At 66.3% G+C, this 21,784-nt stretch carries 20 protein-coding genes; 11 read left to right on the top strand and 9 right to left on the bottom strand.

Annotated features, from left to right (window positions below):
• Positions 1 to 9: 9 nt before the first annotated feature.
• The 4 genes from NO878_RS12370 to NO878_RS12385 form a co-directional block, all read right to left on the bottom strand.
• Positions 10 to 1,290: a tRNA pseudouridine(54/55) synthase Pus10 gene (locus NO878_RS12370; RefSeq protein WP_256406305.1), complete on the bottom strand. Its 1,281-nt coding sequence runs from the start codon at positions 1,288 to 1,290 to the stop codon at positions 10 to 12.
• A 26-nt stretch (positions 1,291 to 1,316) separates the two neighbouring features.
• Positions 1,317 to 1,856, bottom strand: coding sequence for a DUF4112 domain-containing protein (locus tag NO878_RS12375; RefSeq protein ID WP_256406306.1), 540 nt, complete (start codon positions 1,854 to 1,856; stop codon positions 1,317 to 1,319).
• A gap of 47 nt (positions 1,857 to 1,903) precedes the next feature.
• Positions 1,904 to 2,086, bottom strand: a complete 183-nt coding sequence (locus tag NO878_RS12380; RefSeq protein ID WP_256406307.1) for a hypothetical protein — start codon at positions 2,084 to 2,086, stop codon at positions 1,904 to 1,906.
• A 325-nt stretch (positions 2,087 to 2,411) separates the two neighbouring features.
• A complete protein-coding gene (locus tag NO878_RS12385; RefSeq protein ID WP_256406308.1) occupies positions 2,412 to 2,678 on the bottom strand; it encodes a thioredoxin family protein in 267 nt (88 codons plus the stop codon).
• Between the two features lie 104 nt (positions 2,679 to 2,782).
• Here NO878_RS12385 and NO878_RS12390 point away from each other — a divergent pair, with 104 nt between their 5' ends.
• Positions 2,783 to 3,919 carry a site-2 protease family protein gene (locus NO878_RS12390; RefSeq protein WP_256406309.1) on the top strand — a complete coding sequence of 379 codons (1,137 nt, stop codon included), beginning with the start codon at positions 2,783 to 2,785 and terminating at the stop codon, positions 3,917 to 3,919.
• A gap of 18 nt (positions 3,920 to 3,937) precedes the next feature.
• Here the strand turns inward: NO878_RS12390 and NO878_RS12395 are convergent, their stop codons facing one another.
• A complete protein-coding gene (locus NO878_RS12395; RefSeq protein ID WP_256406310.1) occupies positions 3,938 to 5,689 on the bottom strand; it encodes a receiver/sensor box histidine kinase in 1,752 nt (583 codons plus the stop codon).
• 309 nt (positions 5,690 to 5,998) lie between these two features.
• Positions 5,999 to 6,322: a hypothetical protein gene (locus NO878_RS12400; RefSeq protein ID WP_256406311.1), complete on the bottom strand. Its 324-nt coding sequence runs from the start codon at positions 6,320 to 6,322 to the stop codon at positions 5,999 to 6,001.
• A 305-nt stretch (positions 6,323 to 6,627) separates the two neighbouring features.
• On the opposite strand from NO878_RS12400, the gene NO878_RS12405 reads away from it, so the two are divergent.
• The 4 genes from NO878_RS12405 (at position 6,628) to NO878_RS12420 (ending at position 10,941) form a co-directional block, all read left to right on the top strand.
• Complete coding sequence (locus NO878_RS12405; protein WP_256406312.1) at positions 6,628 to 7,794, top strand: M20 family metallopeptidase; 1,167 nt, start codon at positions 6,628 to 6,630, stop codon at positions 7,792 to 7,794.
• Between the two features lie 58 nt (positions 7,795 to 7,852).
• Positions 7,853 to 9,145: an ArgE/DapE family deacylase gene (locus NO878_RS12410; RefSeq protein WP_256406313.1), complete on the top strand. Its 1,293-nt coding sequence runs from the start codon at positions 7,853 to 7,855 to the stop codon at positions 9,143 to 9,145.
• A gap of 160 nt (positions 9,146 to 9,305) precedes the next feature.
• Positions 9,306 to 9,473, top strand: coding sequence for a hypothetical protein (locus tag NO878_RS12415; protein ID WP_256406314.1), 168 nt, complete (start codon positions 9,306 to 9,308; stop codon positions 9,471 to 9,473).
• Positions 9,466 to 10,941, top strand: coding sequence for a sodium:solute symporter family protein (locus tag NO878_RS12420; RefSeq protein WP_256406315.1), 1,476 nt, complete (start codon positions 9,466 to 9,468; stop codon positions 10,939 to 10,941). The genes NO878_RS12415 and NO878_RS12420 overlap by 8 nt, the downstream gene beginning before the upstream one ends.
• A 1-nt stretch (position 10,942) precedes the next feature.
• Here NO878_RS12420 and NO878_RS12425 read toward each other — a convergent pair whose 3' ends face one another.
• On the bottom strand, positions 10,943 to 12,430 hold the full coding sequence (locus NO878_RS12425) for an amidase (RefSeq protein ID WP_256406316.1): 1,488 nt from the start codon (positions 12,428 to 12,430) through the stop codon (positions 10,943 to 10,945).
• A gap of 169 nt (positions 12,431 to 12,599) precedes the next feature.
• Positions 12,600 to 14,477, bottom strand: a complete 1,878-nt coding sequence (locus tag NO878_RS12430) for a CocE/NonD family hydrolase (protein ID WP_256406317.1) — start codon at positions 14,475 to 14,477, stop codon at positions 12,600 to 12,602.
• Positions 14,478 to 14,698: 221 nt separating this feature from the next.
• On the opposite strand from NO878_RS12430, the gene NO878_RS12435 reads away from it, so the two are divergent.
• The 6 genes from NO878_RS12435 (at position 14,699) to NO878_RS12460 (ending at position 21,095) form a co-directional block, all read left to right on the top strand.
• A complete protein-coding gene (locus tag NO878_RS12435) occupies positions 14,699 to 16,216 on the top strand; it encodes an amidase (protein ID WP_256406318.1) in 1,518 nt (505 codons plus the stop codon).
• A 153-nt stretch (positions 16,217 to 16,369) separates the two neighbouring features.
• Complete coding sequence (locus NO878_RS12440; RefSeq protein ID WP_256406319.1) at positions 16,370 to 17,629, top strand: substrate-binding protein; 1,260 nt, start codon at positions 16,370 to 16,372, stop codon at positions 17,627 to 17,629.
• A gap of 11 nt (positions 17,630 to 17,640) precedes the next feature.
• Positions 17,641 to 18,525 carry a branched-chain amino acid ABC transporter permease gene (locus tag NO878_RS12445; RefSeq protein ID WP_256406320.1) on the top strand — a complete coding sequence of 295 codons (885 nt, stop codon included), beginning with the start codon at positions 17,641 to 17,643 and terminating at the stop codon, positions 18,523 to 18,525.
• 1 nt (position 18,526) lies between these two features.
• Positions 18,527 to 19,612 carry a branched-chain amino acid ABC transporter permease gene (locus NO878_RS12450; RefSeq protein ID WP_256406321.1) on the top strand — a complete coding sequence of 362 codons (1,086 nt, stop codon included), beginning with the start codon at positions 18,527 to 18,529 and terminating at the stop codon, positions 19,610 to 19,612.
• Positions 19,609 to 20,391 (top strand): ABC transporter ATP-binding protein, encoded by a 783-nt coding sequence (locus NO878_RS12455; protein WP_256406322.1) that lies wholly within the window; start codon positions 19,609 to 19,611, stop codon positions 20,389 to 20,391. Before NO878_RS12450 ends, NO878_RS12455 begins: the two co-directional genes overlap by 4 nt.
• The gene (locus tag NO878_RS12460) at positions 20,391 to 21,095 is read left to right on the top strand and encodes an ABC transporter ATP-binding protein (protein ID WP_256406323.1); all 705 of its coding nucleotides are present in this window, start codon (positions 20,391 to 20,393) and stop codon (positions 21,093 to 21,095) included. Before NO878_RS12455 ends, NO878_RS12460 begins: the two co-directional genes overlap by 1 nt.
• Positions 21,096 to 21,175: 80 nt before the next feature.
• Here the strand turns inward: NO878_RS12460 and NO878_RS12465 are convergent, their stop codons facing one another.
• On the bottom strand, positions 21,176 to 21,625 hold the full coding sequence (locus NO878_RS12465) for a universal stress protein (protein WP_256406324.1): 450 nt from the start codon (positions 21,623 to 21,625) through the stop codon (positions 21,176 to 21,178).
• Positions 21,626 to 21,784 lie beyond the last annotated feature (159 nt).

Consider the following 21,784-nt stretch of genomic DNA (forward strand, 5'->3'; position numbering starts at 1 on the left):
ACGCAGCGCCTACACGAAGTACGACTCGTCCTCGAAGGGTTCGTCCTCTCCCTCCACAGTGAGGACGTCGAGGGCGGCGACGTGGGCGTCAACTCCGAGCAAATCGGCCAGGCTCGGCTCGGTGCGTCCCTCGTCGCCCGATACGAGTTCCTTGATGTAGAGGCCCCCCTCGCCGTGAATTTCGACCGTGGCGTGACGGGGATCGGTCAACTCACCCGTCGCTGTGTACACGTCGCGGGTGCGGGTCAGCTTCGCTCGCCGGTGGTCGACCCGCTGTGGTGTGTACTGTTCGACCGTCGCCCCGTCGAGTTCGTCGAGCGCCGCTGCGAGGGCGTCGGCCTCGACCGGCGCGTCGAACGCGACGTCGGCACGGTAGGTCTTGCTTGCCGGCAGCTCCTTCACCCGCTCGACCATCTCGTAGGTGGCGAGACGAAGCTCGGTCACCTCGACGGCGCCGTCGGCGAAGGCGTTGACGTCGGCCGTCAGGCGCTCGACGTCGACCTGGCGCCGCCGCGGTTCCTTCACCTCGACGACGAACGGCCGCCCGGTGTCGAGCATCCGGGCGTCGACGTCCTCGCGGCCCGCGCCGTGAAACAGGGCGTCGACGCCGTCCATCACGTCCTCGACGACCGGCGCGATCAGTTCCTCGACGCTCCGGTCGTAGAGGTAGCCACTTCCATCGCAGTAGTCACACGGCTCCTGGCCCTGCCGTCCGCTGCCGTTGCACTCCCGACAGGGCCACTCGGTCTGTGGAATCCCGCGTTCGAGTTTACGGTATCGGCCGTAGACGAACGCGGAGTTGATCGTCGCTTCGACCCGGTCGGCCGCGATATCGAGAACGAACTGCACGTGCGGGCGCTCGAAGTCCACCTCGGCGTCGACGTGGCGGCCGACCCGCTTGCCCACCTCGCGGTTGAACTCCATCTTGAATGGCTCGCCTGCGTCCGGTTCGGCACCGATCTCCTCGCGGAGCAAGCGCTCGTTCTCCTCGATCAGCGGCGGCGTCCGCGTGCCGACCTGATAGGTATCGAAGGCGACGTCGTCGACCGTTTCGGCGGCGCGAGCCGCCCAGTCGTCGAACTCGGCACACCGACCTTCACACACCCAGCAGTCCGCGGTTTCGACGGGGTCGAAGTCGTCGTCGTCGTCGAGGGCGGCGGCGATCCGCAGCGACCGGCCTCGTTCGGCGTTGGTCAGGCCAAAGCTCCGGTCGGCGAAAACGCGCCCCAGACACGCGTCACACACCGGCCCCGTCGCGGTGAGTTGGCGCGTGTCGTCTAGGAGGGTCATACCGCCGAACGGGGCGGCGCGCGTAATTAAGTTACCATTCCGACGGCCCACCATCCGAGCACGGCGAGGATGCCGAGCGCCGCCGCGCCGAGAACCACGGCACCGAGGGCGACCCGCCACAGGTATCGCCGGTCTGCCGCCGCCGACGCCGGGTCGGCGAGGCGGGCGTCGAGCAACCCCACGGCTCGCTGGTTGGCCTTCCAGTACGCGTCGAACAGGTCGCCGCCGACCGGAATGGCCCCCACCGTGGCGTCGATCCAGAGGACGAACGCGACGCGTGCCAGCGTCGCCCGCGGGACGCCCGTGCGGACGGCCACCGAGAGAACGTACGCCGCGAGGGCGGCACCGACCGCGTCGCCGACCACCGGGAGGAGTCCGATCACCGGATCGAGACCGACCCGCCAAGAGGTGCCGGGCACACGGATCGAGTCGTCGAGAAGTCGGCTCAGGTCGCGGAGGCGTCGAAGATCAGCGGCGACCGCGGGATCGAGGTCGGCCGTCGTGTCGACGGCGCCGTCGCTTTGCGTGTCTGGATCGCCGGCCGTGGCCGCCGACGGAGGGAACACGACCGTTCACACGGACGCGAGCGACAAAGTGTTCCGGGTCTCCCCGACTACCGTATCCGCTCCAGTGATCGGGCGGTCGACCGATCCGCGGTGACCCACTCGGTAGCGAGATTCTCGCCCTCGGGGGAAAAGATCGTCAACTCCGACGGGTCCGACGGATCGTCGAAGAGACACTCCAGTTCGAACTCCGGGGCCGACCGCAACTCCGCCGGCGGGGTCGTGGCCGTCATCGATTACCCACTGCACCGTCCGCACAGTTTCCGGTCGCCCCCGTCGTCGGCGGGTACGGGGGCAACCTTTCCACAGCCGACACACCGTATCCGGGTGCGAGCGTACTCCGTGTGCGAAGCGATCCGGGATGTCTGGTTCGTGCAAGTCATATACACAACGTGTGTCCAATAGAATAAATAATTTTGGGCAGATACGTTATCCAAATCGACTCAAGCTATCTATACAGGCTTTCAGATCCCACGAAAGTGGACGAACATGGCCCGGCTCTCTGTCGAGTGGTAGCCCAGCGGCTAACGGACGGGGAGAACGCGAGAAAACGGGTGGTTACGCGCCGGCGCGGTCGAGGGCGGCCTCGATGTCGGGTCGCTGGGTGACGCCGACAAAGCGGTCGATGATGCCGTCGTCGTTCTCGACGACGACCGTCGGAAGGGACTGCACCTGATACTCGTTGGCGGTGTCTTGGTTCTGTTCGACGTCGACCTTCTCGAACTCGACGTCCCCGTAATCCTCTGCCAGTTCCTCCAGAATCGGGTCCTGTGCGTCACATGGCCCACACCAGTCGGCGTAGAAATCGAGCAGTCGAACGGTCATTGATCCGTCGACTGTACCGGATCGGCGCCGATAAGCGTTTGCCAACCGGCGACGATCCCAGCCCGCAAACCACCTATTAAGTGTCCCGCTGTGCCAAGGAATGCATGCGAAGCTACACGATCACCGAGGTCTGGGACATCCCGATCCGGGTCAACACGTCGTTGCTGATCTTCCTTCCGATCCTCGCGTGGCTGATCGGCAGCGGGCAACAGATCGAACTCTACGCCGGGATCATCGAGGGGGTCACCGGTGTTGGATTCGACCTCGCCCGCCTCCGGGCCGGGTCGACGCCGTGGCTCATCGGAGTCGTCGCCGCGGTGGGCCTGTTCGTGAGCGTCACCGTCCACGAACTCGGCCACTCGTGGGTCGCCCTGCGCTACGGCCTCGACATCGAGTCGATCACCCTCTGGATTCTCGGCGGTCTCGCGTCGTTGACGACGTTCCCCAAGGAGTGGGACCGAGAGTTCTGGATCGCCATCGCCGGCCCTCTTTCGAGTCTCCTCGTCGCCGGGGGCTGTTATATCGGCGCCCTCGCGCTCCCCGAGTCGCTTCCGGTGGCGCGGTTCCTTCTCGGGTGGCTCGCGGTCACGAACGTCGTGCTGGCGGGGTTCAACCTTCTCCCGGCCTTCCCGATGGACGGCGGGCGTGTCCTGCGTGCGTTGCTCGCCCGGTCGTACCCCTACGGTACCGCGACCCGCATCGCCGCGCGGATCGGCGTCGGCTTCGCCTTCCTCTTTGCCATCGTCGGCGTCCTCAACTTCCAGATCGTCCTCCTGCTTCTGGCCTTTTTCATCTATGGGGCCGCGACTACGGAGTCGAAGACGGTCCTCCTCGACGAACTCTTCGACGGAATCACCGTCGGCGACATCGCGACTCACGACCCGGCCACCGTCGCCGCGACGACGACCGTCGAGGCGTTCGGCACCCGCATGCTCCGTGACCGCCAGCCGCTCCACCTCGTGACCGACGATGGCGCTCCGGTCGGCATCGTCACGTTAGCCGACCTGAAGGCGGCCCCGCGGGGAGACCACTCGGCGATCACCGTCCAAGAGATCATGCGCGAGGTGCCCCGGGTCGATTCGGCCGCCGACGCCTTCGACACGCTCGTGCAACTCCGCGGGGCGGACGGTCTCACCGCCATCGTCGAGCGTGACGGGGCACTCGTCGGCGTCCTCTCCGAGGCCGACTACGCCCACGCCATGATGGTTCAGCGCGGGTTTCGGACCGGTGTCAGCGGGTAAGCCGCCGGCTGTCCCCCGCTACCCGTTCTCGACCCGCGGCCGCTCGACCCGTTCGTCCTCGGCGGCCGCGATGCCGCCGAACTCGAAGCGGGCGCCGCCGGTCTCGCTTTCGGTCACGGTCACCGACCAGCCGTGTGCCTCCCCGATGTTTCGGACGATATTGAGTCCGAACCCGGTTCCCTCCGGGTCGGTCGAGTGGCCCGTCTCGAATACCTGGTCGCGCTTCTCTTCGGGGATGCCCGATCCGTCGTCGGCGACGTAAAATCCGTCGTCGGTGCATCCGACGGTGATCGTCGGTCCCCCGTCCGCTGTCGTTCCATCGCCCTCCGACTGGTCGTCCGTCGAACCGTGTTCGACGCTGTCACCGGACCCTGTCCGGTTGCTCGTGGAGCCGTGCTCCACGCTGTCGTCGGACTCCGTCCGACTGCCCGTCGAACCATGTTCGACGCTGTTCCGGAACAGATTCTCGAACACCTGCGCCAGGCGTTGTTCGTCGCCCTGGACCGTCCCGATGCCGTCCTCGACGACGAGCGCCGCGTCCCCGGTGTCGGTCGTCTCCCACGCACTCTCGGCGACCGACCCGAGGTCGACCGGGTGGAACTCGCTCACCGCCCGGCCGTTCCGGGCGAGCGTAAGTACGTCGTCGATCAACTCGTCCATGCGGTCCAGCGCTCCCGCCACCCGATCCAGGCGTTCCCCGTCCCCTCCCGCTTCGAGTGCGAGTTCGAGGTTGCCCTGTGCGACGTTCAGCGGGTTCCGGAGGTCGTGGCTCACGACGCTCGCGAACTCGTCGAGTCGTTCGTTCTGCCGGGCGAGTTCACGCTCGCGTCGCGCGAGTCGGTCGCGGGCGGTCATCGAGTCGAGGGCGTGGCCGATGCTTTCGCCCAACTCGGAGAGCGCCTCCCGTTCCGGCGCGTCGAATACGTTCCCCCGGTTGGCGTAGATACTCAGGAACCCGTAGACGGCGTCCTCGCCCACCAGCGGGACGACCGTCATCGACTCGACACCCTTCTCGGCCAGCATGTCCCACCACGGTTCCAGGCTCGGCTCGGCGAACACATCTTGGATCGGCTGGATCTCTCTCGTCCTGATTGCCTCCCCGCCCGGCCCCTGCCCGGCCGGATCGGACGGATCGACGGTTATCTCCAGTGATTCGATATACGCCTCGTCGTGGCCCGCCCACGCCACCGGCCGTACGTGGGTCGTTCCCGGCGTGTACCGTCCGATCCACGCGCTGTCGTAGATGCCCGACCGGGTGAGTTGCTCACAGACCGTCGTCTCGAGTCCCGTCCGGTCGGTCGCGTGGACGACCTCTCGGGTCACGATACGGAGCGTGTCGTTGATCCGGGTCAACTGTGCCGTCCGTCGTCGCTGCTGTCGTACCCGCGCGTCGTAGACACCGACGGCCAGTCCCACGCCGGCGCCGAGAGTCATCCCACCGAACAGTATGCGCTCCGGGGCCGTGGCCGCCGGGCCGCGAGCCGTGACGGTGAGGAGCAACCATGCGGTAGCCGCGGCGAACACCGTCACCCCGCCGGCGACCCATCCCAGTATTCGACGCCCTGCGCCCTCGGGGAGGCACTCGGATCGGCACAGCAACATCCCGGCTCCCGTCACCCCCACCGCGAGGAGCAGCGGGACGAGTCCCTGCACCGCCAGAACTTCCCCACGGGGCCACAGCCGCACGACCACAATCGAGTGGACGACCACTAGCAGGGAGCCACCCCCCGCGACGAGTGCGCCCCCCTGTCGTCCCGACACCCTGTCCATCGTCCGTAGTGCCGCGCGTTACCTGAAATAACTACGGCCTGAAAAAATCAACTCTGAGAACGACGCCGCGTGGGCCGGCTTGGGCGTCCTGCCGCAGCGACGACCACGCCCGGTGAGTGTGATCCTCCTGTCTGGCGTGACACCCGTTCGCGGCCCTCGGGCAGGAGTTGATCGTGTTCCACTCCGTGGCCATCGGCGTCTACGTACGTTCCGCTGCTCGCTCCCGCCGACGCCTCGGGTGCTCGCCGATCAGCTACTCGATTCGCGTGGCTGTGGGGCGTGGCGTGCCGGGTCGGTGACGGGTCAGGCTCACTCGCGTCGCCGCCAGTCGGGGTCCGTATCGAGCGCCGGGAGAGCCGCATCGAAGTCCATGCGGGCGGCGCCGTAGAAGTGCTCTCGCCCTGTCGGCGTCCGGACCCGGACGACCACCGTCTCGCTGGTCACGTCGAAGACGGCCACCGCCCACGGCGAGCCGCGGTGGACCCACTCGCCGTGGGACGCGACGCCGTCGTCGTCGATCACCCGGGACCCGAGTTCCCAACTCAACCGCGTCAGATGCGCGAGGTCGAAGGGAACGACATCGGGGAGTTGCGCGCCCGCACGCCCCGAACCACGGGAACCACGTGTTGCCATACCAGTCGACACGCCGTCCCACGACAAAAACCTGATCGTTCGTGCGTGACCGAGCGACTCCCGTCGCTGGTGTGGACCAACACCCGTTTCGGCGGGTTTGGCCCATCTTTCGGGGGAAACAGAACAGCAACGCAGCAAAACTTCACGCACCGGTGGTTATATTATGGAATGTTGGCATGTTTTTGGCGAGTGGACGAGTGGCACACGGTGTGACGGCCCCGGTATCGGGACTGCGTGGGCAGACCCCCGGTCGTGGTCGGTCGCGGACCGTTCCGCCGGTGACCGCCCGTCTCGGACGATCAACGATGTCACGTCAACACGCCCGAACCGACGACGAACTGACCGCCCTCATCGGCGAACTGGTTTCACTGGAGACGGAGAACCCTCCCGGTAACGAGAAGCGCGCCGCGGAGTTCATCCACGGGTGGCTCACCGACCGCAACATCGACGCCACACTCGTCGACGAACCGTACGCGGACCGCCCGCAGGTCGCCGCCCGGGTCGGCGAGGGGGCGCCGACCGTCGTCCTCAACGGGCACATCGATGTCGTCCCGGCAGGGGACCTGGACGAGTGGTCACACTCGCCCTACGCGGCCGAGATCGACGACGGACGGCTCTACGGCCGCGGCAGCGCCGACATGAAAACGGGCGTCGCGGTCGGAATGATGACTCTCGCCGACCTCGGGGCAGAGATCGACGCCGGCGACCGTTCAGGTTCTGTCGTCTTCCATGCGGCCATCGGAGAGGAGACGGGCGAACCCGGGACGAAGACGCTCCTCGAACGTGGGTACGGTGGTGATTACGGCGTCGTGCTCGAACCGACGGAGATGCGAACCGCGACCAGCGAGAAGGGACTCGCGTGGTACGAGATTACAGTCGAGGGCGACCCCTCGCACGCCAGCCGTCCCGGCCAAGGCGACAACGCGATCACGAACGCCCGGCCGGTGCTCGACGCGCTGGAGGCCTACGACGAGGAGATTGCCGACCGCGAGGACGAACTCGTCGGACAGGCTCACGCCACGATCACGAAAATCGAGGCGGGGACGAAAGAGAACGTCGTGCCGGAGGACGCCGTCATCACGATCGACCGCCGGTTCCTTCCTTCGGAGTCGGCCGACGCCATCGACGACGAAATCGATTCCCTGCTCGCCGACGTCGAGGCCGACCACGGGATCGAGACGTCTTGGGAACGCACCCGAACCTACGAGTCGGCGGCCATCGACACCGACAGCGATCTCGCGGACGTATTCCGGCGACACTCGGCCGAGCACGCCGACGTTTCCACGGAGCCTTGGGGCGTGAAAGGGTCGACCGACGTGCGCAACTTCGTCAACGACGCCGACATCGAGGCGATTACGTGGGGACCGGGAAAACTCGGGCAGGCCCACACCTACGACGAGCACGTCGATCTGGCTGCGGCCGCGGTCGGCCTCCGAACCCTGAAAGCGTCGGTCCGGGAGCTTCTGGAGTGACACCACTCGCGTCACCACCCGTCGAACGGGACCGACCGAGCGGTCACGGAGCCTCGACGTGACCGGGACGGTAGACAGACGAGCGATCTACGACGCCGTCGACGAGCGCGTCGACGAGATGATCTCGTTCCTGTGTGACTTCCTCGCCATCGAGACGGAGAACCCGCCGGGACGAGGGTACAGAGAGGGGGCCGCCTTTCTCGCCGAGGCGATGGCCGACCGCGGGTACGACGTCGAACGGGTGACGGTTCCGGAGGTGGTCGTCGCCGACCACTATCCGGAGCGAAGCGACCACGACCGGGTGAACGTCCTCGGACGGAAGACGGCCGCGCAGCCGGGTCCCGACGTCCACTTCACCGGCCACTTCGACGTGGTGCCTGCGGGCGAGGACTGGGATCACGACCCGTACGACCCCGTCGTCGAGGACGGCCGCGTCTATGGGCGGGGGGCGAGCGACATGAAGTCGGGTATCGTGGCGAGTCTCTTTGCCGTCGACGCCCTCGAAGCGGCCGGCGTCGCCCCCCGCGGGTCGATCACACAAAGCATGACTGTCGACGAGGAGACGGGCGGATTCACCGGTCTCGGATATCTCGTCGACGAGGGCTACGTCGACGAGGCAAACACCGACTACTGTGTCTACACGGAGTGTTTCGACGCCTCGCGCGTCTGTCTCGGTCACCGCGGCGTCCTGAAGTTCCACGTCACCGCACACGGTGAGACGGCCCACGGCTGTATGTCTCACGACGGGACGAACGCGATCACGGCGATGCAGGCGCTTCTCACCCGCGTCGACGAGTACGAGGACGAACTCCACGACCGGACGACGGAGCTTCCGGTCACGCCCTCAGAGTCCCGACGGGCGGATATCTCGGCGACGATGATCGACGCCGGCTACTCCGAGAACGTCGTCCCCGACCGGTGTCGGGCGACGTTCTACCGCGTGTTGGTCCCCGACGAAACCGTCGAGGGGGCGCGAGCCGAGGTCGACGCGCTGCTTGCGGACGCCGAGGCGGCGACCGGCGTCACGTTCGAGTACGACGAGATTATGATCGCCGAGCCGACCAGCGCGTCCCGGGACTGCACGGTCGCTCAGACGTACGCCCGGGAGGCCGGCGCGTTCTACGACGACCCCGAGTTCGTCGTCTCCCCCGGCTCCGACGACCAGCGGTTCGTGATCAACGACGCGGGCATCGAGGAGTGTATCGTCTACGGCCCGGGCCGCCTCGAACAGGCGCACGTCGAGGACGAATACGTCCCAATCGACGCGCTGGTGACCGCCACGAAGGTGATGGCGGCCTCGACCGCCGACCTACTGACTGAGGGTGGTCTCGGGGATCACCGCCCTGGCTGACTTGCTCAAGAATTCAAATATGATAACTTAATGCTCGGTACAGGGGTATTATTTGGCAGTTTATTCGTGTATGGCTGATTTCTATCGCACTTTCGGCGCATATTTTGGGATATTTGAGCAAAACACTTATTGTCAGTAATAAGCATTGTCACCCTGTATCATGTCAATACTCGGCATGCCAACCGGAATGTTCCTCGTGTTCGTGGCGACGCTCGTCGCCGGGAGCCTCGGAACGGCCCACTACGTTATCGTCCACGTCATCATGGGACAGCCAGTCGACGAGACCATTCGCGGGGAGACGCCCTCCGAGGTAGGAGAGAATGTTTAGTGTCCCGCTACAGACAGGCGTCGGCGAGGTCAACCCGGTTTATCTCGGCATCTTCGTCGTCTACCTGATCGCCGTCCTCGCCATCGGCGGCTGGGCGTACCTCAAGACGAACGACGTGAGCGACTACTGGGTGTACGGTAAGGAACTCGGCCCGACGCTGGCGACGTGGTCGTACGTCGCCAACTTCGTGAGCGCGGTGAGTGTGATCGGGTTCGTCGGTTCGGTCTACGGCGGTGGCTACTCCATCGTCACGGGCATCGTCTTCGGCCTGATGCTCGGTATCAGCGGCCTCTATTTCGTCGTTCACAAGGTCCGCGAACTCAACCACATCACGTTCCCGGACATCATCGCCGAACTCACCGGCCGGGAGGTCGCACGGCCGATCACGGGCTGTGTCCTCCTCGCCAACGCGTGGGTCTACCTCATCATGCAACTGGTCGGGGCGGGACTGCTCGTGACGACTATCACCGGCGTCCCGTACCGGTACATGATCTGGGTGATCGGCGGCGTGTTCATCCTCTACACCGTGATGGGTGGTCTCGTCAGCGTGGCGTGGACCGACCTCGCCCAGGGGACGCTGATGGTCGCGACAGTCGCTGTCGCACTCGCGTACATGGTGTTCGACCTCGGCGGTCTCACCAGCCTGAACCAGCAGTTCATGGCGCTCAACCCCGCCAACGTCGCACCGCTCGGCGACGGTACCTACACCCTCATCGGCGTCGCCGCCTCCATCGTGGCCTTCTTCGGCACCATCTTCACCTCGCAGGCCACCGTCGTCCGGATCAACGCGACCGACAGCATCAGGACGGCGAAGTTCCACCTCGCGGCGGCCGGCTTCATCCTCTCGGTGTTTTACGTCATGCTGGTCATGCTCGGTGCCGGCACCACCGTCGCGCTCAACGGCGCAGGGCTGGCCGTCGAGAACGTCGACCGTGCGTTCCCGGTCCTCATCATGGAGTACGTCCCCACGACCGTCGGGACGGTCATCATCATCGCTATCATGAGCGGCATCCTCTCGACGACCGACACGCGGCTCCACGCCTGTGGGGTCACCGCCGCCCACGACCTCTACGACTACTTCGTCGACGGCAGCGCCGACGACGAACAACTCCTGTTGGTCTCCCGCGTCTCGACCATCGGCTTCGGGGTTGTCGCCACCGCGGCCGCGGTCAACCCCCCGGGCACGATCATTAGCCTCTACAACTGGCGGGCGATCCTGCTAACGAGCGCGCTGCTCGTCCCCGTGTACGTGGCGCTCTACTACCGGGACACGTCCGGCAAGGCGGTGCTAGCTTCCATCGTCCTCGGGGCAGTCTGTGGCCCTGGCTGGAACGCGCTCGGCGAGCCGTTCGGCGCCCCCGCGGCGTTCGTGGGCGTCGGGATGGCCATCCTCGGCCTCGTCGTCGGGCGGTACGCCTGGCAGGACACCACCAGCGCCTCGCCCGGCGCGACACCGAGCGACGACTGAGTCACAGCGCCGGCGCCGTCGACGGCGGCGCTCGCGTCTCCGCGACCGACTCGTACGCCGCCGCGATAGCGAGCAGTCGCCGTTCCCGGTACGGCGGCGCCACGAGTTCGACGCCGACCGGCAGCCCGTCGTCGGTGAACCCCCCGGGCATCGACACGGCCGGACAGGACGACTGCGAGGCAATGTAGGTGTTGGTCATGTACGTTTCCGCCGACGACGCCCGCGCCCCTGCTCCGATCCGTTCGGCGGGCCGGGGGACGATTTTCACGTCCGGAAACACCAGCGCGTCGAGGTCGTGTTCCGAGTGGACCGCGAGGATAGCCTGCCGGAGGTCGGTCTGTGCCGCGACCTTCCGCCAGTAGTCGAGGCGGGCGGTCGGCTCCGCGGGCCCCTCGGCGATCACGTCTAGCAACTCCTGGCCCTCGTTGTACAGCCCCCGCTCGTACAGGTCGCCGTAGCCGTCGACCGGTGCCCCCTCCAGCCCGTCGAGGAAGTCGTCGAGTGCGGCCCGCGAGCGAACCCCGTAGAGCCACGTCTCGTCGAGTCGGGCGTCCAACTCCGGGATCGACACCGCATCGACCAGCTCGGCCCCCGCCGCCGACAGCGTCGCCATCGCGTCCTCGACGACCGCGGTGACCGGTGCGCTCCGCTCGTCGTCTCCGAAGGCCTGTCGTACCACGCCGAGGCGGACGCCGTCGAGGTCCCCGGTCTCGACTGCGTCGAGATACGAGCCTCCGCCGGCAATCTGGGTCACGCTCGTCGCCCGATCTTGGGGGTCGTAGCCGACGAGGACATCGAGGACCCGCGCCAGGTCCGCGACCGTCCGAGCCATCGGTCCTGGCGTGTCCTGACGGGGGACGAGCGGCGAGAACCCCGCTCGGCTTATCAGCCCCGTCGTCACCCGAATCCCAAAGAGGTTACAACACGACGCCGGGACGCGGATCGACCCGCCCGTGTCCTCGCCGATTCCGACCGTACAGAGGTTCGCCGCCACCGCAGCACCCGTCCCCGCGCTCGACCCGCCCGGATCGCGGTCGAGCGCGTACGGGTTCTTCGTCCGCCCCTGCACCGACGAGACGCCGGCGTCGCCCGCCGCCCAGTCCGGGAGATTGGTCTTCCCGAGGATGATCGCTCCCGCGTCCCGGAGCTTCGAGACGACCGTCGCGTCCGTCTCGGGCACGTAGTCGTCGAACGCTTCCGACCCGAAGGTCGTCCTGAGGCCGGCCGTCAGCGCCTGATCCTTGACTAGGATGGGAATCCCGTGTAGCGGCCCGATCAGCCCCTCGCGCGCCAATCGCTCGTCTAGCTCCGCCGCCCGCGCCGTCGCCGCCGAATTCACGGTGACGACGCCGTTCAGTTCCGGGCCGGTCCGGTCGTAGCGGTCGATCCGCGTCGTGTACCGCTCGACCAACTCCCGACTCGTCAGGTCGCCGGCCCGCATCGCTTCGTGAATCGCTCCCACCGTCGTTTCGGGTATCCGGGCGTTCATGGGTGAACAGGCGCCAGCGTCGCAACGGTTGTCGGAGCCGACGCTCGCCGTATTTCTTCGCTCGTGTCCGGAAATACGTTGTGTGGGGTCACATCCGTTTGCCCCTTGGCTGTCCTTCGACCGATTCGGCCGTCGTGGCTTCCCGTCGACATCCGGTGTCGCGTTCGGGCTACGACGGCCGGAGCGGCAACTCGATGTGGGTCGGGTGGTCGGCCTCGTGGTAGACGGTGTTGGTCGCCGTGCGGTACTCGCGGCCGCCGTAGAGGTCCTCGCCGGTGTTGTGGTTGACGTCGTAGCGGGGGTAGTTCGACGACGAGACGTCGAGTCGGATGTGGTGGCCGGGTTTGAACACGTTCGCCGTCGGATAGAGCTCCAGGTCGAACGCGGTCACCTCCCCCGGGTCGACGAAGTCGGGGTCTCGACGGTATCCGCGGTAGCGAGCCCGACAGATCGAATCGGTGAGGTTGAGCGCGAACCCGGACGGGAAGTCCGCGCTCGGTGGGTACTCGTCGACGAGTTTCGCGGTGAAGTCCGTGTCGGGCGCGTCGGTCGAAGCGTAGATCCGGACGCGAATCGGTCCCGCAATCTCGACGGCCTCTGTCAGCGGTGGCGTTCGAAACACGACGACGTCGTTGCGCGCCTCCAAGGGGCCGTAGGGCGGCTCAGCCCCGAACGTCTCCGGTCGAGTGCGCTGGTCGTAGCCACCCCGCCCGGTGATGCTCGTCGTGGGGCGATCCGCGACCGGTAACTCCTCGATGGACTCCGACCGCGGCTCGAACGTATAGTACGAGGAGCAGTTCCCGCCGATGGTCGGCACGGGGTTCCGTGGGTCGAACTCGTAGGTGGTTGCCGACTCCGTCTCCGCCGGCCGTTCGGGGACGAGGCGGCCGTCGCCGCGTGCGTAGTAGCTGGTGAACTCGGTGTCCGGAAGCGGCCAGTCGGTCCCGCTCGCCCACTCCCCGCCGTGACGGAGTCGTCCCGCCGTCGTCACCTCGCCGTCGCCGGTTCCCATTCGGACGTACTGCACCCGTGGCTCGTCCCACGTCTCTCGTCCCTTGAGGTAGTGGTCGAAAAACCGGAGCTTCGTCTCCAGATAGTCGCGAGGCACCGCCTCCCCAAACGCCGTCTCGCCGGCGTAGGGCTTCGTCCACGTCGACTGCCCGCCGTGGGTCCAGGCCCCCATGAGCAGGAAGTGATCGCTCTCCTTCCGGTCGGCGAGGGCGGCGAAGTTGTCGCAGGTCGCCTTCGCGTAGGAGTCGTACCACGACCCAGCATACACCGTCGGGACGTCGGCGCTCTGCTCGTAGTGGGCCTCGAAGTTGATGCTCGGGTCCGTCCAGAAGTCGTCGTCGCCGGGCGTGGTCATGTAGTCGAAGAGGTACGACTCGTAGTTCGGGAGCCACCGGAGCGGCGACTGGCCGCGTGTCACCGGTTCGCCCGCGAGGACGTCTCGTGTGTCGACTTCGGCGAGTCGGCGTTGGACGTCGGGGTCGTCGAGCGCCCGCTTCGCGAAGCCGCCGCCGATGGTGAGCGCCCACGTGAGCCACCGGAGTTCGAACGCGCCGTGGTGACGGAGCGTCGCCTTCCAGGCGTTGGCGGCCCCCTGGTTGACGAACATCGCCGACAGCGGCGCCGGGTCCTGGGTCGCCAGCGCGTTCTGTACCCACGCCAGATACGAGGTGCCCATCGTCCCGACCTGCCCGTCGCAGTACGACTGCTCGGCTAGCCACTCGACCGTGTCGGCGCCGTCCTCGGCCTCGTTTTTCAGGAGGTAGAACTCGCCCTCGCTCGCGTATCGTCCGCGGACGTCCTGAATCGCGACGACGTATCCACGCTCGGCGTACCAGTTCCCCTGTCGTTCGACTGCCTCTCGCTCGCGTTTGTCGTACGGGGTCCGGACGAGGAGCGCCGGTTTCGGCTCGGCTATCGGCTCTCCACTCCCCGGGTCGGCCGGGCGATAGATGTCGGTCGCAAGCCCCGTTCCGTCGCGTGTCTCCACCGTCACGTCGTGACGGACCACGACCCCGTACTCGGCATCCGATACCATGTGTCAACCTCCCGAAATCCCGGGACAAAAAACCGCGGGTCGCCGCCGGCGCTGCGTCGCCGGTCGCGAGATCCCCTATTCGGTCCGCCGTAACGACGCGACTAACGGTGTACTCGAATAGTCCAGATAATCTGACGAACTACACAAGACAGCGAATAGAGACAAAATATGATGAAGTGAAAACGGGTATAGGGGATTAATCCACAGTAATCAGATAGCCTATGACGGATTCGTTCGGAGCGCTACGACCGCCGACAGCGGAGGAGATCGACAGTCTCGGGGACCAACTTCACCTCGATCTGACCGATGCCGAAGTCGAGGCCTACCGGGAACTGGTCGCTGAGTCGCTCGACGCCTACGCGACGGTTCGCGACATCGGACAGCCGCCGTCGCCGCCGACGGACGCCCGGGACCGTGACCCCGGACATCGAGTCCGCTCGGGCGACCCGCACAACGCCTGGATCACGAAGTGCCACGTCGCCGGCGATGACGAGGGGCCACTCGCCGGGTGGGACGTCGCCGTCAAGGACAACATCGCCGTCGGTGGCGCCGAGATGACGTGTGGCTCACAGGTGATGGAGGGGTACGTCCCGGCACGCGACGCCACGGTCGTCTCCCGACTGTTGGACGCCGGAGCGGACGTGGTTGGCAAGACCAACATGGACGACTTCGCGTTCACCGGCACGGGCAAATCGAGTGCGTTCGGTGCGACGCTGAACCCACACGACCCCGAGCGTCTTCCCGGCGGGTCGTCCTCGGGGAGTGCCGTCGCCGTCGCCGAGGGGGACGTCGACATGGCCCTCGGCGGGGACCAAGGCGGGTCGATCCGGCTTCCGGCGTCGTGGACGGGTATCGTCGGCCACAAGCCAACCCACGGACTCGTCCCCTACACCGGCGCCATCGGCATCGAGAACACCATCGACCACTGCGGGCCGATGACCCGATCCGTCGAGGCCGCCGCCGAGTCGCTCACGGTGCTTGCGGGCAAGGACCCCGACGACCCCCGCCAGCCGGAAACCGTCCCGACCGAGGATTACGCGGCCGACCTGTCGGGCGATCCGTCGGATCTCTCCATCGCCGTCGTCGAGGAGGGGTTCGACCGCTCCGAGAGCGAGAGCGTCGTCGACGAGACGGTCCGGGCGACACTCGATGCACTCGCCGACGCCGGCGCCACCGTCGAGTCGGTGTCGGTCGACCTCCACGCGGCCGCCGGCGACGTCTTCACCGTCGCCGTCGCCGAGGCGTTCGTCGCGGCGGTTTCGGGCGAGGGACTGGGCCACAACTGGCGGGGGCGCTACGACACGCAGTGGGTCGACGCCTTCGGCCGCGCCCGCCGCGCCCAGGGCGGCGACTTCCCGCCCAGCGTGAAGCTAATGCTGTTGTTGGGGAGCTACACCGGCGAACAGTACCACTCGAAGTACTACGCCGAGGCGATGAACCTCCGTGCGGAACTCACCGCGGCGTACGAGGACGTCCTCGCCGAGTACGACCTGTTGGCGATGCCCACCACGCCGATGCGCGCCCACGAACACGACCCGGACGAGACCATCTTCGAGTGGATCGAGGGTGCTTGGGCCAACCTCGGAAACACGTCGGCGTTCAATATGACCGGCCACCCGTCGCTGTCGGTCCCGGTCGAGGCGGCCGACGAACTCCCCGTCGGACTGATGCTCACCGGGAGCCACTTCGACGACGCGACCGTCCTCGACGCCGGACACGCCGTCGAACGCCACTGGTAACTCTTCGAGCCGAACGTTTTCAACGAACGTTATAAATACTATCTATGTTGGGCAAACAGCGAATATTCTAGACGAACAATGCAATAATCTGGGAATAGTTGTACAAACAGTGCTATTTATGCCCCTGGAGTCTGGTGGTGTGCGTAGACGCACATGACGGCACACTCAGGTTCGAGTTCGGAGCGGAGCGACGAGACGCGGGCGACCCGGTCGACGAACCGACGGCGGTTCCTCCGTGCCGCAGGGGGTGGGATCGCAGCCACCGGACTGGCCGGCTGTCTCGGCGGTGGGGGTGGCGGCGACGGTCAGGGCCCGTTTACTATCGGGGCGAACCTGGCGTTGAGCCAGGGTTGGAGTCCCTGGGGCAACACCATCCTCAACGCCGCCGAACTGGCGGCCCAGGAGATCAACGACAGCGGCGGTCTCGGTCCGGACGGGCGAGAGATCGAGTTCGTCGTCGAGGACAACCAGGTCGATCCGTCGACGGCGCGGACGAAGGCCGAACAACTGATCCAGCAGGACAATGCCGACATTCTGCTCGGCACCATCTCCAGTTCCACCCGCGTCGCCGTCTCCCCTGTCGCCGCACAGAACGAGATTCCGCTGCTGTACTCCGTCCAGTACGAGGGCCAGGTCGCGGAGGACTACTGTAACGAGTGGCTATTCAAGACCGGTGGCGTCCCCGTCCAGACGGTCGAGCCGTTCGTCCCGTGGCTCGTCGACGAGTACGGCGGCCAGTTCTATATGCTCGGCTCCGACTACAACTGGCCTCACCGCATCAACGAGGTGGCCAAACCGATCCTTCAGGACGCCGGCGGCGAGGTCGTCGGCGAGGAGTACGTCCAGTTGGGGACGACCGACTTCTCCTCGATCATCGAGCGGGTCTCGCAGGCCGATCCGGACGTGCTGTTCATGACGCTGACGGGGCCGTCGCCCACGGCGATCCAGTCGCAGATGACAAATCAGGACGTCCGCGGGCAGTGGACCGACGTCGGTCTCGCCCACGGCCAGGGGTCGCTGTCGGGGGCCGACCCCGCAACCGTCGAGGGCGTCATCACTTGCCACAACTACGCGGAGACGATGCAAAACGACCTGAACCAGACCATGATCGAGCGCTACTACGGGGAGTTCGGGGACGACGTCCTCGTCAACTACATGACCGGGCCGGCGTACATCTCGATCAAACTGCTCGAACAGGCCGTCGAGGCGGCCGGCGACACGTCGCCCGCGGCGATCAAGGAGGCACTCCCCGAAACCGGACTCGACGACTCGGCCGTCGGGACCGCCCGGTTCGAGAACGACCACCAACTCACCAACGACGCGGTCGCAAAGCGGATGACCGCCGAAAAGACCCACGAGGTGGTCGAGACGTTCGACCCCGTCGCGCCCGACGACGGTTGTGACCCCATCTGAGTCTCGCACACATGAACTGCCTCCTGCTGGCCGGGGTCGACACCGAACTGGTCGCGTCGCTCGCGCTCAACGCGCTGAGCAGCATCCTCATCCTCGCGCTGTCGGCGCTCGGTCTCGCCGTCATCTACGGGTTTATCGGCGTCATCAACCTCGCACACGGGGCTTACTTCACCGTCGGCGCCTACGTGGTCTGGCTGACCAGCACCGAACTCGGAATCGGCTTCTGGCCCGGATTCCTTCTCGCGCCGCTGGTGGTCGCGGTCGTTGGTCTCCTCACCGAGGTGCTCATTATCCAACACCTCTACGAGCGGCTGCTCGATACCATCCTCGCAACGTGGGGTGTTGCACTCGCCATCGGCGAGGCGATTAAGCTCCTGTTCAACGCCCAGAGCAAGGAGGTCGGCAACCCGCTTCCGGGCAGCGTCGACCTCGTCGTGACGACGTACTCCACCTACCGCCTCTTTCTGATGGGCGTCGCGGCCGTCGTCATCACCGTCGTGTTCGTCCTGTTTACGCGGACCGACGCCGGCGTTCGACTCCGGGCGGTCATCCAGGACCCGACACAGGCCAGCCTGCTCGGCCTCAACGAAACGCGCATGTACCAGTTCTCCTTCGCGTTCGGCTCGGCCCTCGTCGGCCTCGCCGGCGCCGCGGTTGCCCCGCTGACGACGGTCGAGCCCAACATGGGCATCTCGTATCTCGTCCAGTCGTTTTTCGCCGTCATCCTCGGGGGAGCCGGCACGCTGATCGGCATCGTTCCGGGGAGTATCATCGTCGCGGGATTCTCCAACGTGGGGACGTTTTTCATCTCCCCCGTCGTCGCCCAGACGCTCGTGTTCCTGCTCGTGGTCGCGCTAATCGTCGTCCGACCCGAAGGACTGCTGGGGGGACAGTGAGATGGGGGGCGACGAATCCACCACGGAACGCGCCGTCGGAGCCACCGGCGTCGCGTCGTCGCTGTCTGTCTCCGTCGCGGGCCGTGAACTGTCCGGGACGACGGCGCTGGCTGCGCTGGGCGTCGGAGCCTTGCTGTTCGCGCCCGCGATTCTCGCCAACTATCTGATCCAGATCCTGACGCTGTCGCTGATCTTCGCGCTGTTCGCGATCAGCGTCGACCTGCTGTGGGGATACACCGGCATCCTCACGTTCGGGCACGCGGTCTTTCTCGGCGGCGGCGCGTACCTGATGGGGACGCTCCTCGAAGCCGTCGGTACGGGGCCTGCTATCGTCTACGCCGGCCTCGCGGCCGGAACCGTCCTCCCCGGACTCCTCGGACTCGTCGTCGCCGGCGTCCTGTTCTCTCGAGGGATCAGCGAGGACTACTTCACCATCATCACGCTCGCGTTAGCGATCATCGCCGAACAGATTGCCGTCTCCTGGAGTTCCGTGACGAACGGTGCGAACGGGTTGCTGGTGCCTCCCGCTCGCGTGGGGATTCCCGGCGTGGTCGCGACGGAACTCACCGGCGTGCCCTTCTACTATCTCTGTGTCGGCGTCCTCCTCGCCGGCTACCTCGTCGCCAGACGGATCGTCGACTCGCCGTTCGGCCGTGCGCTCGTCGCGATCAACGAAAACGAGACGAAAGCCACCGCACTGGGATACGACACGGAGAAGTACAAGACCCTCGTGTTCGGCGTCTCCAGCGGGATGGCCGGGTTCGCGGGGACCCTGTATGTCCTCTCCGAGCGGTTTATCTCCCCGCCGTTGCTCGGATTCGTGCAGTCGACCGACGTCCTCATCTGGGTGCTCGTCGGCGGCCGCGGAACGCTCGTCGGCGGCATCCTCGGAACCATCTCGCTTCGCTTTTTCGAGAACACCATCAGCGGCGCCCTGGCGTTCTCGTGGATCCTCGTCCTCGGCATCGTGCTGATCCTCATCGTCCTGCTGTTCCCCGAAGGACTCGTCGGCGTCGTCGAGGTGGCCCGCGAACGACTCCGTGACCGCCGCGACGACGAGGCGACCGATCACAGCTCCGACCTATGACGACGACACAACAGACGGAGACGAACGCGGCACGCGTCGAATCGGAGAACACGCTCCTCCGCATCGAGGGGTTGACCAAGACGTTCGGATCGTTTACCGCCGTCGACGGCGTCGACCTGTCGGTTCCCGACGGCGAACTCCACTCGATCATCGGGCCGAACGGTGCCGGCAAGACGACGCTGTTCAACATGATCGCCGGCTCACTCCGACCGACTGCCGGGACGATCCACTTTCGAGGGACCGACATCACCGCCGTCGATCAGGACGAACGCGCCCGGCGCGGGGTTTCGCGGGCGTTCCAGATTACACAGCTCTTTCCTGGGGTGACGGTCCACGAGAACCTCCGGCTGGCCGCCCAGGCCGACAACCAACGGTTCAACCCGTTGGCGACCCGGAATCCGGATCACGACGAGCGGGCCCGTGGGATGCTCGACGACCTCGACGTGGACGCGCGACCGGACGAGGTGGCGGCAAACCTCTCACACGGCGATAAGAAGAAACTCGAGATCGGGATGGCGCTCGTGAGCGAGCCAACTCTCCTGTTGCTCGACGAACCGACCAGCGGCGTCGCCGAGGCCGAACTCCCGGCGCTTCTGGAGTTTCTCACGGACGCCGTCACCGATCTGACGGTCCTGCTCATCGAACACGACGTGGATCTGGTCCTCGAACTCTCGGATCGGATCACGGTCCTCGACAGAGGAGAGGTCATCGCGCGCGGCGACCCCGAAGATATCGTGGCCAACGAGCGGGTCCAGAACGCGTACATGGGGGGGTACTGATGGCGCTGCTCGAACTCGACGGGATCGGTGCCGGCTACGGCGGCAGCGACGTCCTCCAAGACGTCTCGCTGTCGGTCGAGGACGGCAGCGTCGTGACCCTGCTCGGGCGAAACGGCGTCGGCAAGACGACGACACTCCGGACGGTCGTCGGCTTGGTCGAACCGACCGCCGGCACCGTTCGGTTCGACGGCGACGACGTCACCGGAGGGCCACCCCACGTCGCCCACGACCACGGGGTCGGCTTCGTCACCGAGGATCGCGGCGTCTTCCCCGATCTGACCGTCGAGGAGAATCTCCGGGTGCCGGACGTCGACGACGGCCGAAGTCTCGACGAACTGTACGACTTCTTCCCGAAGCTACGGGAACTCCGAACCTCTCGGGGAAAACACCTCAGCGGCGGCGAACAACAGATGCTCGCTATCGCCCGCGCGCTCCGGAGCGATCCGCGACTCCTCCTGCTGGACGAACCCAGCGAGGGGCTAGCGCCACAGATCGTCGAGAACGTGGGGGCCGTAATCGAGGAGATTGCGGCGGGCGGGACGACGCTACTCATCGTCGAACAGAACGTCCGGTTCGCGCTCGCCGTCGCCGAGTACACCTACATCATGGACGGCGGACAGATAGTTTTCGAGGGCAGTGACGAGGACGTCGACGCGAACGCCGAGGAGGTGCGGCGGTATCTGGGTGTCCGGGAGACGGCCTGACTCGACCGGCGTACCGCGACTGTCTCCCGGTGGTTCGCCGGGACGGTCCGGTGACCCACCGGTACTGACAATCTCCCGTCTCAGCCGACGTGCCGGACGATGTGGACGTCGTATCGCGCGTCCGACGAGAGGGGGTCGCCCACACTCGTCAGTGGCGACGACACCCGACCCGCGTTCTCGCTCCCCACAAAGAGAATCGAGACGTCGAGTTCCGCCGCCACCTCCCGGACTGTCCGGGTCACGTCGTCGGTTGTCGTCGCCGTCGCGTCCTCGCTCCCGTCGGCGCGCTCCCACCGGAACGTCACCGACTCGTCGACCGCCCGGACGTCTTGTTCGAACCGTTTTCGGAGGTCGTCGGGGCGGTAGGCCTCGTTCCGGTCGATCCAGCCCCGGTCCACGGCGAACGACCGGTCGTCAGGCACGACGGTCAACGCGACCACGGGTTCGTCCCGATAGTCTCCGAACTCGCACGCGCGTTCCAACGCCGTTTCCGAGAGCGCCGAGTCGTCGAACGGTACCAGTAGTGTCATACCCCTGCTTCGACCGCCTCGGTCTTATATGTCCGCCAGCCGACGGGTCGGGGATGGTGACCGACCGATTCGCCGGAACCGACGGATAGCGGTCCACACACGCCCGACTGTCGGCGGCCCGGCGAGGCATACTAGTGGCTGTGGCCCGTACTCAACGTA

This window comes from Haloplanus ruber (assembly GCF_024494725.1).
GTDB classification, from domain to species: Archaea; Halobacteriota; Halobacteria; order Halobacteriales; family Haloferacaceae; genus Haloplanus; species Haloplanus ruber.